This is a genomic window from Dactylosporangium fulvum (genome assembly GCF_025137375.1).
Lineage (GTDB): Bacteria > Actinomycetota > Actinomycetes > Mycobacteriales > Micromonosporaceae > Dactylosporangium > Dactylosporangium fulvum.
On the sequence record NZ_CP073720.1, the window covers coordinates 4,318,786 to 4,335,928 of the forward strand.

Sequence of the window (17,143 nt, forward strand, 5' to 3'; positions counted from 1 at the left end):
CCGCTGACCCGCGCCGCGCGCATCATGCCGTAACCGGCAGAATGGCCCGCATGGACGATGCTCAGCAGTGCCGGCTCCGGGTGCACGGCGCCAACCTCGACCTGGCCGGTCCCCCGGCAGCGTTGCGCGGCCTGGCCAAGGCGCTGCGTGGCGCGCCCGGCACCACGGAGGTCCGCATCCGCAACGGCCTGGTGGTCCAGGAGGTGTCCGCCGGCCCGCTGACCGTCCGGCTACAGGCGGGCCCCGCCCTGCACCTGTCCGGCGGCGACGACACCCTCGGCCTCGTGTGGGACGCGCTCGACGGCGTCGCGGGTGAGGCCGAGACCGCGACCGAGCGCGGCGTCGAGCGGCACCAGCACATCGAGTACCTCGGCCCGGACGACGTGTTCCGCTCGCCGGACAGCCAGCCCCTCGTCATCACCGCGGACTGGCCGGTCGCCGACCTCATCTGAGGGTGACGCCGCGGCCATGGCCTGGGTCGCCGCGGCGCCGACGACCCGCAGCCGCGTCGAGGGCCGGGTCCTCGACGCCGCGGCCGTGGCCGCGCTCGCCGCAGCGCAGGGTGGCGTCGACATCGTTACCTAGCTCTGGCCTGCCATCGCCGGGGTCGAGGGCTCCGCCGGCTCCACCGGGCGGCGCCGGCGGAGGGTGGCGTAGGCGAGCAGGCCGAGCGGGATGATCATCCAGCAGGACAGCAGGCGGTAGACGAACATCGCGGCGGCGGCCGGGCCCTGCGCCGCACCCGCCGAGACGAGACCCGCGAGCAGGGCGACCTCGACGACGCCGATCCCGCCCGGGCTGATCGGGATCTGGCGGACCAGTTGCACGGTGAGGTAGACGGTGGCGAGCCGGATCAGGCTCACGTCGATGCCGAACGCCGCGGTGGTCGCGGCGAGACAGGCGAAGTCGAGCCCCCAGTTGACGGTGGCGTGCAGCAGTGACAGCACCCACGAGCGGCGGGGGAGGCCGCGCAGGTCGGCGACCGTGCGGCGGACCGAGTCCCGGACGCCCCTGCCGCGTCGCTCGTGGGTGCTGTCACTGCCGGGGTGGTCGTCGTCGTCGGCTTGCGGCACACCGGGTGAGGAGCCCCGGCCGGAGCGCGGCGAGAGCCAGAAGTCGAACGCGAACACGAGCAGGGCCACGACCAGCAGGGCCAGGACCAGGACGAGCGTGTCGCCGTTGCCGGCGGCCCGGCCGCTGCCGAAGAGGGACGGGATCGGTACCACCACGGCGTACATGAGTACGAGCGCCACGCCGGACAGCACGGACGACAGGACCGCCACCGCGCCTGCCGTGCGGCGACTCGCGCCGGCGGTGCGGAACTGACGGAACGCGAACCCGGCGGACACCGCCGAGCCCGCGGGCAGGCTGAACGAGATCGCCGAGCGGGTGAACGTCACGGCGACGGCGCGCGGCACCGACATCGGCACCCCGAAGCCGGCGAGCAGCCGGCGCTGCTGCAACGCGAAGTGCCGCAGCGAGGTCAGCTCGGCCACTGCGGCCAGCAGCAGCCACCACGGATCCGCCGAGGTCAGCGTGGTGAGCATCTGTCTCGGGGCGGGCAGGTTGTCCTCGAGCGTGATGCCGGCGACCACCAGGACAACCAGGAGCGCGGCGATGCGCAGCACCCGCTTCCGGTTGCCCTTCATGACACGACTGTCCCACCTCCCGGTCATAATCTGTGCCCGTTCTCAGTCGCCCCTCAGTTGCGCTGATCACGCCGATCGAGCCGGAAGATCAGGTCGCGGGTACCTACGACCAGTTCGGCGTTGCGTTGATCGGTCTCCGTCGCCCGGGCTTCGGCCCCTTTTGCGCGCGCACCGACCAGATCTGGGGGCGGCCGTCGTCGTGTCGTCCCTGGTCACGGCGCTGTCCAGGATCGACGATGGCGTCGGTCTCCAGGTCGCCTGCCTCAGGTACACGCGCCGTGGTGGCCAGCGCGTCGATCAGCCAGCCCGGCCGGTCACCGCCGACCGCGGTACCGCACGGCGCGGCCTGGGTGATGACCGAGGTGAACACGTCGGGACGGGTGAGCGCCGCGTACAGGGCCATGCCGGCGCCGGCGCCGACCCCACTGACCGTGGTCTGTTCTGGGCGGACGGTGATGCCCAGCGCCGTCGCGGCCCACGGCACGATCTCCTCGCACACCGTGTCGAGGAAGCCGCTGTCGAAGAACAGTTCCCGCAGCGCCAGCACCCGGGAGCGGTGCCCGATGATGTGCGGGTGCGGGGTCAGCTGGAACAGCCCGCCCTCCTCCGGCAGCGGGATCAGCGTCCGTAGTGGACGACGCCGGCCCAGTCGGTCACGTCGCGGTCCAGGAACGCCAGCTGCGCCGCGCGGAGGGCGTCCACCGGAGCCAGGCCCTCGACCAGGAGGTACCGGTGGAACAGCACCATGAGGTCGGAGGTGGGCTGATCGGGAAGGCTCCGGTGTGCGGCGACCACCGACCCGGCACCACTGGCCAGGAACGTGGTGCTGAGGCTGAACGCCTCGTCCCAGCCGCGGCCCGAGACGCCGCTGCTGCAGGCGGCCAGGACGACCAGCGCGGGCCGGCGCGCCGCATGGGTGGCCATGGTGGCGGCGAGCCGCTCGGCGGCGAGTCGCCGGCCGCCGGCGAGGAGCAGGTAGGACGTGTCCTGGGTGCCGGCGCCGTCGATCACGACACCGTGACAGGCGAGGTGGAGCACGCCGCCGGGTCCTGCCGACCCGTCGGCGAGCCAGCCGAGCACCTCCTCCGGGGTGCCGGCACCGGCCGGGCTCGGGGTGCCGTCGGCGAGCCGCCCGACGTAGGTGGCGTCGCGGTAGAGCCCGGCGACGGCGAGCGCCTCGTCGCGTGCGGCCGGCAACGCCGTGGCCGCGCCGGCCGTGTCCGGGTCGCCCACGACGAGGGCCGGTTCGATGGCGGTGGCGGGCCGGTCGGCGGTCCGGCACAGCATCCGGGCGGAGGCGGCGTAGGAGAAGACGGCCCGCTCGATCGCGTACTCGGGCCGGCCGTCGACGACGTGCCGTGCGGCGTGCCAGGGCACCGTGGCCAGCTCGCCCATCGGCACCAGCACCAGGCGCGGTGCGGGCGTGCCGAGGGTGTCGAGCAGCGGGCCGATCGCCGCGTCCCAAGCCCAGTCGCACAGCGTCCCGAGCTGATTCGGCTGCCGCACGATCGCGGCCAGATCCCGGGCCGGGTCGGCGGCGGGGTCGGTTGCCGGGGTGCCCGGCAGGGTGGTGAGCCGCGGCAGGGGGAGGATCGTCGGCGGACCCGCCGCCGGGACGATCACGGCCGCGGCCGGTCCGGCGTCAGGAGGTACCAGATACACCAGGGCGTCCGCGCCCACTGCCGTGAGGGCCGCCCGGACCTCGGCTTCCGGCGGTGGGTCCAGCAGCCCCCCGGCTGTCGTGAGCCGTTGCAGGGCCGCGCGGCGCAGCTCGATCGGGACCTCGTCGAGCGCCCCGGGGTGTGCCCGCCACTGCGCGGCCAGCTCCTCGGCGCCCACGGCGGCGAGCCGGGTCGGCACGTCGGCGTATTCGGTGGCGGCGTGCAGGATGAGGCCGCGGCAGGCGTCGAGCGCCACGGCGGCGCCCGCCGCGTCGCCGTCCGTGATGTGCCAGCCGGCGACCGTCATCGCGTCCGGTGACGCGTACTTGACCGCGGCCGTCCGTGCCGCGGTGTCCGGCTGGAGCAGCGCCCGCCAGGCGTGGCCGCGTAGGCCGCGCAGGCCGACGTCACGTGCGTCGGCAGGGCGGCCGGCCAGCCGGTACGCGGCGCCGAGCGTGACCGCCGCCATCGACCAGAAGGCGTGCCCCGGCCACCCGGCGGTGTCGAGTGCCTCCTCCAGGACCGCGACCGCCTCGCCGACGTCGGCGCGGGCGCCGGCCCGTGGGCGCAGGGAGGGCCGGAGCAGCCAACGCCGCAGCGGCGTGGGGGCGGCCATGGTCGCCACGGCGCGTTGCAGCAGGGTGTCGCCGAGCACGGTGAGGTACAACGCCCGGTGGATGTCGCCGGCCGGCGACTCCCGGACCGCCCGCCGCAGATCGAGGACGGCCACCGAGAACAGCGCCGGGTTGTCCGCGCCCCGCTTCGCGTTGACGAATCCCAGCTGGCCCAGCAGGTTGGCCCGCTCCGGCGGGCTCAGCTTCCCGGTGACCGCCTCCCGCCGCAGCTTGGCCAGGTCGCGGTCGCGCACCGTCCCGCCGAAGGCGTCGCCCAGCACCGGCACCGCCGTGGCGAAGCCGGGCGGGCCCTTGAGCCGCAGCAGCCGCGGCAGCGCCTTCAACAGGTCGGCGGGCCGCCCGGTCGCGCTGAGTGCCATGAGCTCCGTCAGCGTCGCCAGTGATTTCAGGTCGTCCTCGTACGGCGAGTCCGGGCCCACCCGCTCGCGCAGCTCGGCGACGCGCCCCGGCAGGGCCGTCAGGGTCGCGAGGTCGCGGTCCTCGCGGGCGCGGAACATCTCGGCCGTGAGCCGGAGCATCTCCACGTGGACCAGCAGCTCCGGGTCGTCGACGGCGTGGCCGGCCAGCTCCTCGACGGCGGTGACGAGCCGGTGCGTGCCGGCTCCGCCTTCCGCCAGGTCGTTGATGGCGGCGCCCACCGCGAGCATGGCGCGCACCGCGGGTGTGTCGTCCGCGTCGCTCGGGCCGCTCAGGACACCTCGGGCAGTGTGCGGGGCCTCCTGCGCGTCGCGGTCAGCGATCGCCGATCCCGTGGACGAATGTCAGCGCCACCCATGCCGCCTTTCGTACGGACGTCTGGCACGTTTGTACCCCGCGTCACCCCGGGCGCCGTACTCGCCGAACGGCCGCAATGTTCCGCTGAGTGCCCGGTCGATTCCGGAAGTCCGCGACGGACGACCGGCTGGTCCAGGCGGCGGTGCAACGCTGCCGGCCCTGACGCGCACCACGGCAATCCGGTTGCGATGCCTCATACGGTGAGTGGGTGAAGGGTTTCCACGCACGCGCCTACCGTGCCGGCGACGCGGCGGCGGTTGCCGATCTGATCAACCTTGTCGCCGAGGCCGGTGGCGGGCGCGGAGGACTCGTCGCCGCCGAGATCGACGACGTGGTGAACAACGAGGTCAAGGACCTGGAGTCGGACACGCTGGTGATCACCGACGCGGAGGGGCGGCTGGTGGCCGCCGCGTTGGTGCCGCTGCCACCCGAGGGCGGCCACCGGGTCGAGTTGATCGGCGGGGTGCACCCCGACCGGCGCGGGGCGGGGATCGGCCGGGAGGTGCTGGCCTGGCAGCTCGACCGGGCCGCGGTGCGGCACGCCGAGGTCGCGCCGGACGCGGAGTGGCTGGCCCAGGTCGTCGCCGGTGTTGCCGACACGTCCGCGATCCGGTTGTACGAACGGTTCGGGTTCACCGTCGGCCGCTACTTCCTGGCGATGACGGCGCCCACTACGCCGCCGCCGGTCGTGACACCCGCCGAGGGGGTCCGGATCACGCCATACGATCCGGATCTGGAGCGCGAGGTGCACGCCGTGCACTCGGCGGCGTTCCGCGACCTCTGGGGCATCGACACCGACTAGGCAGTCCACAATAGACAGAAGGGCTTGCCGGCCGGTCGGCGTAGACCCGCCAGTTGGGGCCACCGCCGTCGAGACGGGTGGCGCCGAGCGCGAGGACGGCCCGGCCGGCCGCGTCGAGCTCAGCTCGCCGCTTGCTTCACGAGCGCGCCGATCCTCGCCTCGTTGTCGGCGGTCAACTCCGTCAGCGCGAAGGCGGTCGGCCACATGGTGCCGTCGTCGAGGTTCGCCGATTCGTTGAAGCCGAGCGTCGCGTACCTCGTCTTGAACTTCTGTGCGCTTTGGAAGAAGCAGACGACCTTGCCGTCCTTGGCATACGCGGGCATCCCGTACCAGAGTTTCGGCGTGAGGGTCGGGGCGCTGGCCTTGATGATGGTGTGGAGTCGCTCGGCCATGATGCGATCCGGCTCCGGCAGCTCGGCGATCTTCGCGAGCACGGCGCTCTCCTCGCCCACCTTGGCCGCGCGCGAGCCGCGACGCGCGGATGCCTTCAGCTCATGGGCGCGCTCCTTCATCGCGCTGCGTTCCTCGTCGGTGAATCCGTCGTACTTCGTGTCCTTCACGGCAGGCTTCCTCCGCTGCGGGTCTTGATCGGGCTGACCCTCATACTATGGAGCCCTCGTAGCAGCGACTTCTCCGAAACTGACCGTTTGCCGCCGGTGCTCAGCCGCCCTGCTGCTCCGTCGCGGACGGGGCGGGTCGATCGCCGACCGGCGCGGCTGCTGGACAGGGTCTTCCTTCAGCGTTTGACGGGAGCAGGGGGAGCGGCCGGGTCGGTGTGGCGGATCGGAATGGCGGCCGACAATGATGTCCCGCCGTCCGTAGGACTCGTGATCGTCATGTGTCCACCGAGTGCCACCACTCGGTCGATCAGGCCCGTGAGTCCGGATCCCTTGTCAGGGTTGGCTCCTCCGACTCCGTCGTCGCGGATCGCGAGCTGAAGCGTCTCGCCTTGGCGCTTTGCGACGATGTGCACGAGCGACGCGTGTGCGTGCTTCGCCGCGTTTGTCAGTGATTCCGACACGACGTAGTAGGCGGCCACCTCGACGCTCGAAGACAACCGCTGATCGAGCTGGATGTCAAGTTCCACCGGCACTGCAGAACGGCGGGCGAGCGACTTGAGTGCCGGCTCCAGTCCACCCGTGGTCAGCATCGTGGGGTGAATGCCGCGCGAGATTTCCCGCAGATTCTCCAGCATGCTTTTGAGCTCTGTCGAGACATCCGACACCTGTGCCTTGACTTGCTCAAGCGTCGTGCAATGCTCGGTCGCGCGCAGCTCAAGCCCGATTGAGATGAGCTGCTGCTGGGCGCCGTCGTGCAGATCGCGTTCAATGCGCCGACGTGCCTCGTCGGCGGCGGCGACGATACGGGCACGGGACGCGATGAGTTCGGCGCGGCTGTCGGCGTTCGCGATGGCGGTGGCGGCGAGGTCCGTGAAGTCCTTGATGCGTTCCTCCGCGTCGGGCGGCAAGGGCTCGGTTGGCTCTGACGAGACGACGACAACGCCCCACAGCCGGTCCCCGACGACGATCGGCGAACCGATCACCGCACGGATGCCCGGTTCACGCTCGCGGGTGCCGGGGCCGGCAGTGTCTTCGTTGTTGTCCATCCGGGCGGCGCGACCGGTTCGGCGCACCAGTCCTGCGATGTTGCCGTTGCTGGCCGGCCAGCGGCTGTGGACCAACGACATCAGTGTGGGCTGGTTGGTCGAGACGACGGTGACCGTGGCGTCGGGCTCGTAGCGCAACAGCGTCGTGTATCGCGCGCCCAGGAGTCGGCTGACCTCTGCCGTGACCGCGGCGAAGACCTCGGTCGGACTGGCGCCACGCGCGACGAGCGTCGCCACCCGCCGCAACGCGGCCTGCTGATGGGCGAGCAGCCGTAGCTCGTCGCGCCCTATTCTGAGGGAGTCGAGTATGGCCGCGCGCTCGCGGGCGGCGCGTAGCAGCGACTCGAGCGACGGGACGACCTTCTCCTGCAGGCGCCGCTGCGACGCCTCAGGCATGCCGGCAGGGACCTGCAGGGTCCCGAGCGAGGTCGCGCCGTCGCGCAGCGGAAATACCGAATGCTGCCCGTCGCCGGGGACGGCTTCGAGCGTGATCGCCACACCCGGCAGATCGAGCGCGTGCGCGATCCGTTGTGCGGCCGCGGGCAGCGCGGCGGCGACGTCGTCCGTGTTGAGCAGCAGACCGGCCAACTCGGCTGTGAGGTCGGATTCCTGGGCCTGTGCGACTCGCAGTCGGGATAGGTCCGCCAAGGCGCCGGTCACCAAAGCGACTCCGGCGAAGAGGGCGAGCATGACCCAGTCCCGGGTATCGGAGACGGCGAACCCCAGAATGGGTGGAACATGGAAGAAGTCATATGCCAGGACGCTTGCCGCTGATATGGCGAATCCCAGCGCCAGTCCCCACACCATCGACACCATGACGACGCCGAGCAGGTAGATCATGGCCAGGGACGGCCCTCTTGTGACCGTCTCGAGTGGATAGATCAAGAGGGTCTCCGCGGTGACCATGAAGACAGCGACCGCGATCCCCACTCCAATGGGTGGGGGCGCCGGACGCACCATTCGCAACAGGAAGTCCGAACGCATGATTCGATCTTATCCAGGTTGTTCCGGATCGTTCGAATGATCACCTTTGCGGTATTGCACCGGTGGCCGCACGGACCGGAAGGCCTCACCGAGGACCGGCGCCTCGGGTCCGACGCCCGCGAAGAGGCCCTCGGCGGCCAGGCCGATGGCGCCGTGGACGATGTCCGCCGTCCGGCCGGGCGACGACCACTGGCAGATGAGCACCGGTCCGACCGGCCCCGTCGGTCTGTGACGCAACGGGACGCGGTCGTACGGACCGCACGCGGCGGCACCCCGGCCGATTTGGTGTTGTAGCGACGTGCACCGCTCGGAAGCAACACAACAGGGATTGATCAGCGACGACGTTGATCCAAAAGGCGATTGGCACACGCCGCTGCGCAGCGCGTGGCCCAGGCATGAGTACGACCTGGGAGTAATAGGGGTCGACGTGGAGCAATGTTGAGGCTACGTTAGGTATCTCAGGATCCCTGCACGTGACGTTCGTGCAGGGATGGCGCTTGTTGGGCGGCACCAGGAACCTCCAGTGCCCGCCGGAGGTTACCGCGACACGACCTGTCGTCGGTGCTGGCCGGAGGGCCGCAACTGCATCTGGGCACGTACGAGCCTGTGCACGGGTCAGATTGCACAGCACGTGCAATGTCGGCTGGGTGGGTGATCTCCGGAGGTGAGCGACGTGGATGAGCTGCCCATCGGCCGCCGCGTGGCGTACTGGCGGAACCGGCGCAAGATGTCGCAGCAGGTCTTCGCCGATCGGCTCGGCAAGTCGAAGAGCTGGGTCGACAAGGTGGAGCGCGGGGTGCGCCGGCTCGACAAGTTCTCCGTCGTGTATGAGATCGCCGATGTGTTGCAGCTCGACGTGCAGCTGCTGCTCGGCAAGGATCCGGAGCGCCGTCCCGAGAACCCCAGCGGGGTCGACCAGGTCGAGGTCGAGGAGATCCGCGCGGCGCTGGAGCGGTATGACCAGATCAGCGCCTTCTTCTACGCCCCGCCGGAGCCGCCGCCCCTGGGTGAGATGCGCAAGGCGGTCACCCACGCCTGGCTGTCCTTTCAGCACGCGAAGTACGGCGCGCTCGCCCGGACCCTGCCCCGCCTCCTGCGGGAGGCGCAGGCCGCCGACACCGCCTACAACGACGGCCCCTACGCGAGGGAGGCCGCCCACCTGCTCGGGCAGGTCTACCAGATCTCCGCGGCAGTGCTGCGCAAGCTCGGCGAGCACGAGCTGTCCTGGATCGCCGCGGACCGCTCGGTCATCGTTTCGCAGCGTGCCGGTGACCAGTTGCTCGCCGGTGTGGCCACCACGCGGGTCGCGATGGCGCTGCTGTCCCTGGGGCGGGCACGGCCCGCGCTGGAGATCAACGTCAACGCCGCCAACCGGCTCGCACCTGGTACCGCCGGCAACGACAGCTCGCCCGAACGGCTCTCCGTCTACGGTCAGCTGCTGTTGCAGGGTGCCATGGCGGCGGCCCGGATCGGCGACGGTGCGACGGTCCGCGACCTGCTGGCCGGTGCCGAGGAGGCGTCCCGGGGTCTCGACGGCGACGCCAACTACTACCGGACGAGCTTCGGCCCGACGAATGTCCAGCTGCACCGTGCGGCCGCCGCCGTCGAGCTCGGCGAGGGCCGTATGGCGGTGGAGGTGCATGAACGGCTGGACCTCGAAGGGTTCAACGCGCTGCTGCCGGAGCGCCGGGCACAGCACTTCCTCGACCAGGCCCGTGCCCGGGCGCTGATCGGCGACATCGACGTGGCCAGCGAGATGCTGCTGGAGGGCGACCGGCTCGCCCCGTCCGAGATCCGTTGCCGGCCGCTGGCCCACGAGGTGCTCAGCGACGTGCTGCGCCGCACCCGGGGCACTCCGTCAGCTTCGGTTGCCGAACTTGCCGAACACCTGAGCGTCGGCGTGTAGGGGAAGTGCGCGCCGGCGCTACGACTTCGACGGTGACCCTACCGCCTACCATGGATCGGCGGCGGGCGTAGCGGCAGGGGCGAGGAGGCGCCGGTGCGGGTCTGGCTCACGACCGGGACCGAGATCGAGCAGGGCCTCGCCCGGCTCAACCCGAGGTTGTGCTACTACGTCGTCCTCGACGTCGCCGATGCCGCGGTGGCCGATGCGGTGCTGCGGCGCCAGCCCGTCGACCGGCTGCTGCTGGCCGGCGCGGCGGCCGGGCCGAGCCTCCTGCCACTGGTCCGGAACGCCCTCGGAGACGACCGCATCCTGAAGTACCTGCGCGGGGACTTTCCTCCGGCGACCGCGGTCCCGGACGTTCCGGTGCGGCTTGCCGAGGCGTTGCGCGGGCTCGCCCTCGGCGCGCCCGGCGACACTGTGGCGCACGGGCTGTTCCCGAGCACCGTCACCAAGCTCGCCCGGCTGGCGCTGACACTGCGGCACGAGTACCCGGCGGAGCAGGTCCTTGCCGCGGCGGAACACGCCTACGTGTCCGGCCGCCCGTACCACGCACACGACGCGGTCGCGTGTGCACTGGTACATCCCGACGTCGACACCACGGAACTGGTCGAGCGGTACACCAAGCCCGGCTACGACTGGCGCGGGTGGCGCTCGCGGCGCAAGACCGCCCGGATCGTCGCCTGGGCACGCCGCCACGGCTACGTCGCGGAGCCGCTGCGCTGCGAGTGCCGCCACGACCGGTTCGCGCCGCCCGTGTACAGCTGGGAGGCGGGGCGGACGCTCGGCAACTGGATCATGATCCGGCCGTTGCTGACGCTGGTGGCCCGCGATCCCGAGCAGCGGTGTGCCGTCTTCCGGTGCATCCGGTGCTCCCGGCTGTGGGCGGAGGAGGTCATCTCCATGCGCCACGGCGACCTGTACTACGGCTACCCGATCGCGGCCGCCGACGCGCTGGCCTGGCTCGCCTCGAAAGCCGCGGTGAAGCCGTAGCCGGGCCTGTCCGGTGCGCACGCATCGCGGGCCTTCCTGCCCGGGGTGGAGACGACTTCGGCGCGCCCCAGGACATCGGGGTGCTGGCCGTCGTCCGGTACCGGCTGGACCTGGCCTAGCAGATCGCCTGGACGTACGACGTCAAGGTCAACGACGGGCGAACGCGAAGCGCCGGTCGGGGCGGGTGCCGGAGATGGCGAGGTCGGCGAGGACCCGTCCGATCGCGGGAGCGAACTTGAATCCGTGGCCCGAGAAGCCCGTGGCCACGACCACGGGGCCGTGACGGTCCAGGACGAAGTTGGAGTCGGGTGTGGTGGTGTACGTGCAGCTGATGGGCACCAGCACGTCGGCGTCGACACCGGGCAGCCACTGGCGGGCGTACTCGCGCAGCGCGGCCAACTGGGCGGGCTCGGGGGTGAAGTCGCGATGGTCGGGATCGACCTCGGGGCCCACGCCGTGGAAGCCGATCTTGATGCCCTGGCCCGGCGTGGCCAGCCCGTAGATCCCGCCGAAGAAGGCGCCGGCCGCCGCCGATCCCTCGGCGAACCGATGGCCGAGGCTCGGCCAGCCGTCCTCGGACTCACGGGCAGCGAAGTGGGCGGGTTGTTCCTGGGTGACCCGCAGCGGCGGCAGGGGAGCGAGGCCGCCGAGGAGCTTGCTCGCCCAGGCGTTGACGGCCACCACGACCCGGCGGGCGCGGTAGCTGCCGTTGTCCGTGTGGACGAGCACCGCGTTCTCGCTGAGCACCTCGATCGCGGTCACCGGCGTCGAGTGCAGGACGACGGCACCGGACTTCTCCGCGGCGGCCTGCAGAGCGGCGACCGACCGGTCGGCGTGGAGGCGGCCGCTGTCCGGATGGAACAGCGCCCTGGTGTCGAACCGGATGCCCGGCCAGCGTTCGGTCGCTTCCTGCGGCGTGAGCCAGTGGTGGGGCACTCCCGCGGCGGCGAGCCCGTCGGCCAGCTCGTCCAGGTAGGGGTGGTCGCCGTGGTCGACGCCGCCGGTGACGGTGAGCAGCCGCGTGCCGGTGTGTTGCTCGAGCTCGCGCCACAACCGCCCGGCCTCCCGTGCGAGGCCGATGTGCACCGGATCGGGGTACGACAGCCGGAAGATCCGTGATGCGCCGTGCGAGGCGCCGTTGGTGTGTCCGGCGGCGAACCGCTCGAGCAGCACCACCTGGACGCGCTGGCGGGCCAGCTGCCACGCCGCCGCGGAACCCATTGCCCCGCCGCCGACCACGACGACGTCGACCGTGCCCGCTGTGCCCGCTGTGCTCGTCATCGCTTATCCCATGTTCGTGCGGCCCCGAAGCCGCTGGCCGGTCGACTCGATGTGTGGACCGGGCAACCGCCCGGTCCACACTGCGTCAGCTGTTGGACTTCGGCAGGCCGGGCGGGTTCGCCTGGGAGGTGTTCACCGCTTCGGTGTCGAGGTTGTACGCGTCGAGCCATTGCTTGTACTGGCCGTTCTGGATCAGGTAGTTGATCGCGTCCGCCAGAGCTTTGACCAAGCCGTTGTCCTTCTTGGTGGTGGCGGCGATCAAGCCCTGCTGGGTTTCACCGGCGCCCGAGTAGACCCCGGCGTTGCGGACGGCGTCGGCCGTGCCCTGGGTCGTGCTGATCTGGAACGCGATGCCCGGGTTCGGGCCGAAGTAGGCGTCGATCTGCCCGGAAACGATCGCTTTGAAGGTGTTGGGCGTGTCGGCGAAGTACTTGATCTCCAGGTTCTTGCCCTCGGCCTTCAGCTTGTCCTGCCACGCAACCAGGATCTTCTCCTGGTTGGTGCCGGCGCCGACGGCGACCTTGAGACCGGCGAGATTCTGGTAGTTCTTGTCGAAGTTCCAGGTGTTGCCGGCCTTCACGGCGAAGCCCAGGTTGTCCTGGCGGTATGAGGCGAAGTCGTACTTCTCCTTGCGCTGTTCGGTGACGGTGATGTTCGAGAAGCCGACCTCGGTCTTGCCGGATTCGATGCCGACGAACAGGTTGTCCCAGGTGTCGTTGCTGAACTCGGGCTTGAGGCCGAGCACCGCGGCGACGAGGCGGCCGAGGTCGGGCTCCGCACCGGTGATGGTCTTGTCGTCGTCGCCGACGAAGGCGAGCGGTGGGAAGCCGGTCGGCAGTGCGCCGATGCCGATGCGCAGCTTGCCGTCGGCCTTGATGGCGTCAGGAACCTGATCCGCGATGCTCTGCTGCTTGTCGACCTTGAGCTCGGTCGGCTTGGCGATGCCCTTTGCCTGGGTGCCGACAGTCACCGTGCCGACGCTGGACTCGGCTGCCGCCGAATCCTTGTCGCTGCTCGCGCAGGCGGCGAGCCCTGCGGTGAGCACAAAGGCGAGCGCTGCGGCCGCGACTGTCCGGCCGGTTGGTCTGACGGTGGACATGGTTCTCCTTCGGTAGTGACCCGAGCGGCGGGCAGCCATCGGGGGTGGTACGGGCGAGCGCCTCAGAGCACCTTCGACAGGAACTCCCGGGTGCGGGCCTGCTGCGGGTTGTCGAGCACCTGGAGCGGGGGGCCCTGCTCGACGATCACGCCGCCGTCGATGAACACCACGGTGTCGGCGACCTCGCGGGCGAAGCCGATCTCGTGGGTGACGATCACCAAGGTCGTGCCGCTGTCGGCGAGCCGCCGGATCACCGAGAGCACCTCCCCGACCAGTTCGGGATCGAGCGCGGAGGTCGGCTCGTCGAACAACAGCAGGTTGGGCTCCAGCGCCATCGCGCGGGCGATCGCGACGCGCTGCTGCTGGCCGCCGGAGAGCTGGCGCGGGTACGCGTCGCCGCGGTCGCCGAGGCCGACCTCGGCCAGCAGTTCGACTGCCCGATCGCGGGCGGCGGGCTTTGCGAGCCGCTTGTGCGCGACCAGCGGCTCCGCGACGTTGTCCCGGGCGGTGAGGTTGGGGAACAGGTTGAAGCTCTGCGCGACGAAGCCGATGCGGGTGCGCTGGTGCCGTACTGCCCGTTGGGACAGCTCGTGCAGCCGGGCACCGCGGACCTCGACGCCGATCAGCTCGCCGTGCACGGCGACGTACCCGAGGTCGGGCCGCTCGAGGTGGTTGATCGTGCGCAACAGCGTCGACTTGCCCGAACCGGACGGTCCGAGGATCGCGATGACGTCGCCGGGGCGGACGGTCAGGTCGACGCCCTTGAGCACTTCCCGTGCGCCGAAGGACTTGTGCACGTTGCGGATCTCGAGCGCCGCCGTGTCGAGCGTCGTCGTCATCAGAATCCCCTCCGGGTCAGGCGAACGCCGACGAGCCGGCCCCACGAGTCGACGCTGAAGCGCCGCAGCCGCTGGACCGGGGTGGGTGGTAGCGCGTGGACGCTGCCCCGGGCGAAGTAGCGCTCGACGTAGAACTGCACGATCGACAGTGCCGCGGTGAGGAGCAGGTACCAGGCCGCGCCGACGATCAGGATCGGCACGAGCGACTCAGGGTGCCGCGACTCCAGCACGAACACCGCGCCGAACAGGTCGAGCAGCGAGACGTAGTAGACCAGCGAGCTGGCCTTGATCAGGCCGACGAGCTGGTTGCCGTACGCCGGGACGATCGAGCGCAGCGCTTGGGGCAGTACGATCCGTCGCAGTTGCCGGGCCTTGGACAGGCCGAGTGCGTTGGCGGCCTCGATCTGGCCGTGTTCGACCGACAGGATGCCGCCGCGGATCACCTCCGCCGAGTACGCTGCCTCGTTCAAGCCCAGCGCGATGACGCCGATGGCCAGCGGCGTGAGGCTGCTGGTCTCGACTTCGGCGAAGACCGGCCCCCACGGAACGCCGACGCCGAGCCGCGGGTAGAAGTACGAGAAGTTGAAGGTGATGATCAGCAGCAGCGGCAGCGGCAATGCGCGGAAGAACCACACGTACGCCCACGCCAGGCCGGCGATCAGCGGGTTCGTCGACAGCCGGCCGAGGGCGACGATCACGCCGAGGAGGAGGCCGACCACCGCGCTCAGACCGACGACCTTCAGTGTGACCACGACGCCGTCGAGGATCGACGCACGGGTGAAGTACGGCCAGAACTTGTGCCACTCGTAGCGGGTGTTGGTGAAGATGCCGGAGACGACCTGGGCGAGCACCACCAGCACGACCGCGCTGACGATCCAGCGCCACGGGCGCAGCCGCGGCGTGACCCGGCGCCGCGCGACCTGCGGGTCGACCTGGCTGACGCGGCCGACGGCCGGTGAACGTTCGGGTGACGGTTTCAGGGCTACGGGCTCGCTCATCCGGGTGGCTCCATCGGGTGTGACGGCAAGCCCGCGCCGCCGGGGCGCGAGCAGGTGGAGATTCGGGGTGCGGGACGCCTTCGGCCTGCCCCAGGGGCGGCGGCCGTCAGGTGTGCGCGGGACGTGGGTCCGGGGTCAGCCGCGCCGACATGCGCAACGATGCGCGCTGCCGACACAGGCGAGGTTGGTGCAGCGGCGGGCGAGGACCTCACGATCGAGCCTGTGCGCGCTACTCATCGTGCCGCTCCTCTGCCGACAGATTTGCCTTGCTCCGCATCCGTTACTGGGCAACCTAGGGACCGTCGGGGTAAGTTGTCAATCCCTACCGGAAAACTAGTATTTAGCTCTCCGTGATCGTTTCCACCGGGCAGCCGCATCCACCTCGACGATCGGCGAATCTGTGATGGATCTCAATGACTACATCGTGCTCGACAAATCCGCCGGATCACTCTTCGGCGCCGGCGCGCTCCAAGGGCAGGCCGAGGTTGTCGCGCAGGGTCGGGCCGAGGTAGTCGTCCTTGACGATGCCGCGTTTGCGCAAGTGGTGCAGCAGTCCGTCGACGACGAAGTCGTGCTGGTGCGGGTCGGTCAGGCCGCCGACCGACAGCACGTCGAGCACGCCCGCCCGGAACCGCTCCTCGACGGCGTCGGCGAGCTGCTCGGGGGTTCCGGCGACACTCCAGTGCCCGGTGTCCTGGGCGGCGATGATGAGCTCGCGGAGGGTGTAGCCCCGGCGGATGTACCCGCTGAAGATCTCCACGCGGCCACGGCGGCGGTGCACGGAGGTCACGTCCGGCAGCAGGCTCTCGGGCAGCGGCGCGTCGAGCGGGGCCTCCGACAGGTCGACGCCGCCGCCGAGCATGTCGGCGACCAGGGCTCGGCCGGCCTCGAAGTCGATCGCCTCATGCCGCTCGCGGACCAGCCGCCGCGCCTCCGCCTCGGTCGCGCCGAACGTGGCGTGGAACGAACTGAAGATGAGCGGCAGCCCCGGCCGGCGGCCGAGCGCAACCGCCCGACCGCGGATCCGGTCGGTGTAGTCCCGTGCACTGTCCATGGTGGACAAAGCGGTGAAGACGACCTCGGCGTACCGGGCGCCGAGCTCGATGCCGGCTGCCGACTGCCCGGCCTGGATCAGCACCGGCCGCCCCTGCGGCAGCGGCGGGATGTTCAGCGGGCCGGCGACGGTGAAGTACCTGCCGGCGTGGTTGATCGGCCGGACGCGGTCCGGGGCGAGGGTCGCCCGCCCGTCCGGGCCGAGCCGCAGCGCGCCCGGCCGCCAGCTGTCCCAGAGCGCGTTGACCACGTCGAGCGTCTCGGCGGCCCGCGCGTAGCGCTCCTCCGGGCTGGGCAGGCCGTCCGGGCCGAAGTTCTCCTCGCCGATCGCCGACGTGACGAGGTTCCACGCCGCCCGGCCGTTGCTGACGTGGTCGAGCGTGCCGAACAGGCGGGCCAGGTTGTACGGGTGGTGGAACGTGGTCGACACCGTGGCGATGAGCCCGACCTTGGACGTCACCTGGCTCAGGGCGGACACGTAGACCAGCGGCTCCTGCGCCCCGATGGTGCCCTGCGCGCCGAAGGTGAGCAGGTCGGGCACGAAGAGCGCGTCGATGCGGGCCGCCTCGGCCAGCTCGGCCACCCTCCGTGCGGTGTCTACTGTGGACTTCTCCGGATCCAGCGCCAGCTCGTACGGGCCGGGATGCCCGCCCGCGCCGGTGACGATGGCGAGGGTGCGGGGTGGACGCGCCGTCATGCGGACACGATATTCCTATCGATCTGATAGTGAAAAGATGTCGGCCGTCACAGACGTTCCTGCCGTGCGGAGGTGCTGGCCATGCCGTCCGGCCGCTGTCGCCTCGACAAAACTCGACTGAATGCATAGGATTTATGGGGCGGCTGGGTGTCGGCGTGCGGCAGTGGAG

The 17,143-nt window shown here is 70.9% G+C and carries 14 protein-coding genes; 4 read left to right on the forward strand and 10 right to left on the reverse strand.

Features of this window, described 5'->3' with window-relative positions; translation table 11 throughout:
• Nucleotides 1-50 precede the first annotated feature (50 nt).
• The gene (locus Dfulv_RS20415) at nt 51-452 is read left to right on the forward strand and encodes an Imm32 family immunity protein (RefSeq protein ID WP_259865682.1); all 402 of its coding nucleotides are present in this window, start codon (nt 51-53) and stop codon (nt 450-452) included.
• A 129-nt stretch (nt 453-581) separates the two neighbouring features.
• On the opposite strand, the gene Dfulv_RS20420 is transcribed toward Dfulv_RS20415, so the two are convergent.
• The 3 genes from Dfulv_RS20420 to Dfulv_RS20430 form a co-directional block, all read right to left on the reverse strand.
• On the reverse strand, nt 582-1,649 hold the full coding sequence (locus tag Dfulv_RS20420) for a lysylphosphatidylglycerol synthase transmembrane domain-containing protein (protein WP_259865684.1): 1,068 nt from the start codon (nt 1,647-1,649) through the stop codon (nt 582-584).
• A 103-nt stretch (nt 1,650-1,752) separates the two neighbouring features.
• Complete coding sequence (locus tag Dfulv_RS20425) at nt 1,753-2,196, reverse strand: alpha/beta hydrolase-fold protein (RefSeq protein WP_259865686.1); 444 nt, start codon at nt 2,194-2,196, stop codon at nt 1,753-1,755.
• Nucleotides 2,197-2,267: 71 nt separating this feature from the next.
• Nucleotides 2,268-4,592 (reverse strand): CHAT domain-containing protein, encoded by a 2,325-nt coding sequence (locus Dfulv_RS20430; RefSeq protein WP_259865688.1) that lies wholly within the window; start codon nt 4,590-4,592, stop codon nt 2,268-2,270.
• 335 nt (nt 4,593-4,927) lie between these two features.
• Here Dfulv_RS20430 and Dfulv_RS20435 point away from each other — a divergent pair, with 335 nt between their 5' ends.
• Entirely contained in the window at nt 4,928-5,521 is a 594-nt protein-coding gene (locus tag Dfulv_RS20435; protein ID WP_259865690.1) for a GNAT family N-acetyltransferase, read from the forward strand.
• A gap of 119 nt (nt 5,522-5,640) precedes the next feature.
• Here Dfulv_RS20435 and Dfulv_RS20440 read toward each other — a convergent pair whose 3' ends face one another.
• Nucleotides 5,641-6,033, reverse strand: a complete 393-nt coding sequence (locus Dfulv_RS20440; RefSeq protein WP_259867784.1) for an iron chaperone — start codon at nt 6,031-6,033, stop codon at nt 5,641-5,643.
• A 224-nt stretch (nt 6,034-6,257) separates the two neighbouring features.
• Complete coding sequence (locus Dfulv_RS20445) at nt 6,258-8,111, reverse strand: DUF4118 domain-containing protein (RefSeq protein ID WP_259865692.1); 1,854 nt, start codon at nt 8,109-8,111, stop codon at nt 6,258-6,260.
• Between the two features lie 673 nt (nt 8,112-8,784).
• Here Dfulv_RS20445 and Dfulv_RS20450 point away from each other — a divergent pair.
• Nucleotides 8,785-10,017: a helix-turn-helix domain-containing protein gene (locus tag Dfulv_RS20450; protein WP_259865694.1), complete on the forward strand. Its 1,233-nt coding sequence runs from the start codon at nt 8,785-8,787 to the stop codon at nt 10,015-10,017.
• A 93-nt stretch (nt 10,018-10,110) separates the two neighbouring features.
• A complete protein-coding gene (locus Dfulv_RS20455) occupies nt 10,111-11,007 on the forward strand; it encodes a hypothetical protein (protein WP_259865696.1) in 897 nt (298 codons plus the stop codon).
• Nucleotides 11,008-11,154: 147 nt separating this feature from the next.
• On the opposite strand, the gene Dfulv_RS20460 is transcribed toward Dfulv_RS20455, so the two are convergent.
• The 5 genes from Dfulv_RS20460 to Dfulv_RS20480 form a co-directional block, all read right to left on the reverse strand.
• On the reverse strand, nt 11,155-12,288 hold the full coding sequence (locus Dfulv_RS20460; RefSeq protein WP_259865698.1) for an FAD-dependent oxidoreductase: 1,134 nt from the start codon (nt 12,286-12,288) through the stop codon (nt 11,155-11,157).
• A gap of 85 nt (nt 12,289-12,373) precedes the next feature.
• The gene (locus Dfulv_RS20465) at nt 12,374-13,387 is read right to left on the reverse strand and encodes an ABC transporter substrate-binding protein (protein ID WP_259865701.1); all 1,014 of its coding nucleotides are present in this window, start codon (nt 13,385-13,387) and stop codon (nt 12,374-12,376) included.
• A 62-nt stretch (nt 13,388-13,449) separates the two neighbouring features.
• Nucleotides 13,450-14,226: an amino acid ABC transporter ATP-binding protein gene (locus Dfulv_RS20470; RefSeq protein ID WP_259865703.1), complete on the reverse strand. Its 777-nt coding sequence runs from the start codon at nt 14,224-14,226 to the stop codon at nt 13,450-13,452.
• The gene (locus Dfulv_RS20475; RefSeq protein ID WP_259865704.1) at nt 14,226-15,224 is read right to left on the reverse strand and encodes an amino acid ABC transporter permease; all 999 of its coding nucleotides are present in this window, start codon (nt 15,222-15,224) and stop codon (nt 14,226-14,228) included. Before Dfulv_RS20475 ends, Dfulv_RS20470 begins: the two co-directional genes overlap by 1 nt.
• A gap of 445 nt (nt 15,225-15,669) precedes the next feature.
• Entirely contained in the window at nt 15,670-16,974 is a 1,305-nt protein-coding gene (locus tag Dfulv_RS20480) for an NtaA/DmoA family FMN-dependent monooxygenase (RefSeq protein ID WP_259865707.1), read from the reverse strand.
• Nucleotides 16,975-17,143 lie beyond the last annotated feature (169 nt).

Coding starts and splice junctions, on each gene's coding strand:
- Dfulv_RS20415 (WP_259865682.1), top strand. CDS start 51: ATGGACGATGCTCAGCAGTGCCGGCTCCGGGTGCACGGCGCCAACCTC.
- Dfulv_RS20420 (WP_259865684.1), bottom strand. CDS start 1,649: ATGAAGGGCAACCGGAAGCGGGTGCTGCGCATCGCCGCGCTCCTGGTT.
- Dfulv_RS20430 (WP_259865688.1), bottom strand. CDS start 4,592: ATGCTCGCGGTGGGCGCCGCCATCAACGACCTGGCGGAAGGCGGAGCC.
- Dfulv_RS20440 (WP_259867784.1), bottom strand. CDS start 6,033: ATGAAGGAGCGCGCCCATGAGCTGAAGGCATCCGCGCGTCGCGGCTCG.
- Dfulv_RS20445 (WP_259865692.1), bottom strand. CDS start 8,111: ATGCGTTCGGACTTCCTGTTGCGAATGGTGCGTCCGGCGCCCCCACCC.
- Dfulv_RS20460 (WP_259865698.1), bottom strand. CDS start 12,288: ATGACGAGCACAGCGGGCACAGCGGGCACGGTCGACGTCGTCGTGGTC.
- Dfulv_RS20465 (WP_259865701.1), bottom strand. CDS start 13,387: ATGTCCACCGTCAGACCAACCGGCCGGACAGTCGCGGCCGCAGCGCTC.
- Dfulv_RS20470 (WP_259865703.1), bottom strand. CDS start 14,226: ATGACGACGACGCTCGACACGGCGGCGCTCGAGATCCGCAACGTGCAC.
- Dfulv_RS20475 (WP_259865704.1), bottom strand. CDS start 15,224: ATGAGCGAGCCCGTAGCCCTGAAACCGTCACCCGAACGTTCACCGGCC.
- Dfulv_RS20480 (WP_259865707.1), bottom strand. CDS start 16,974: ATGACGGCGCGTCCACCCCGCACCCTCGCCATCGTCACCGGCGCGGGC.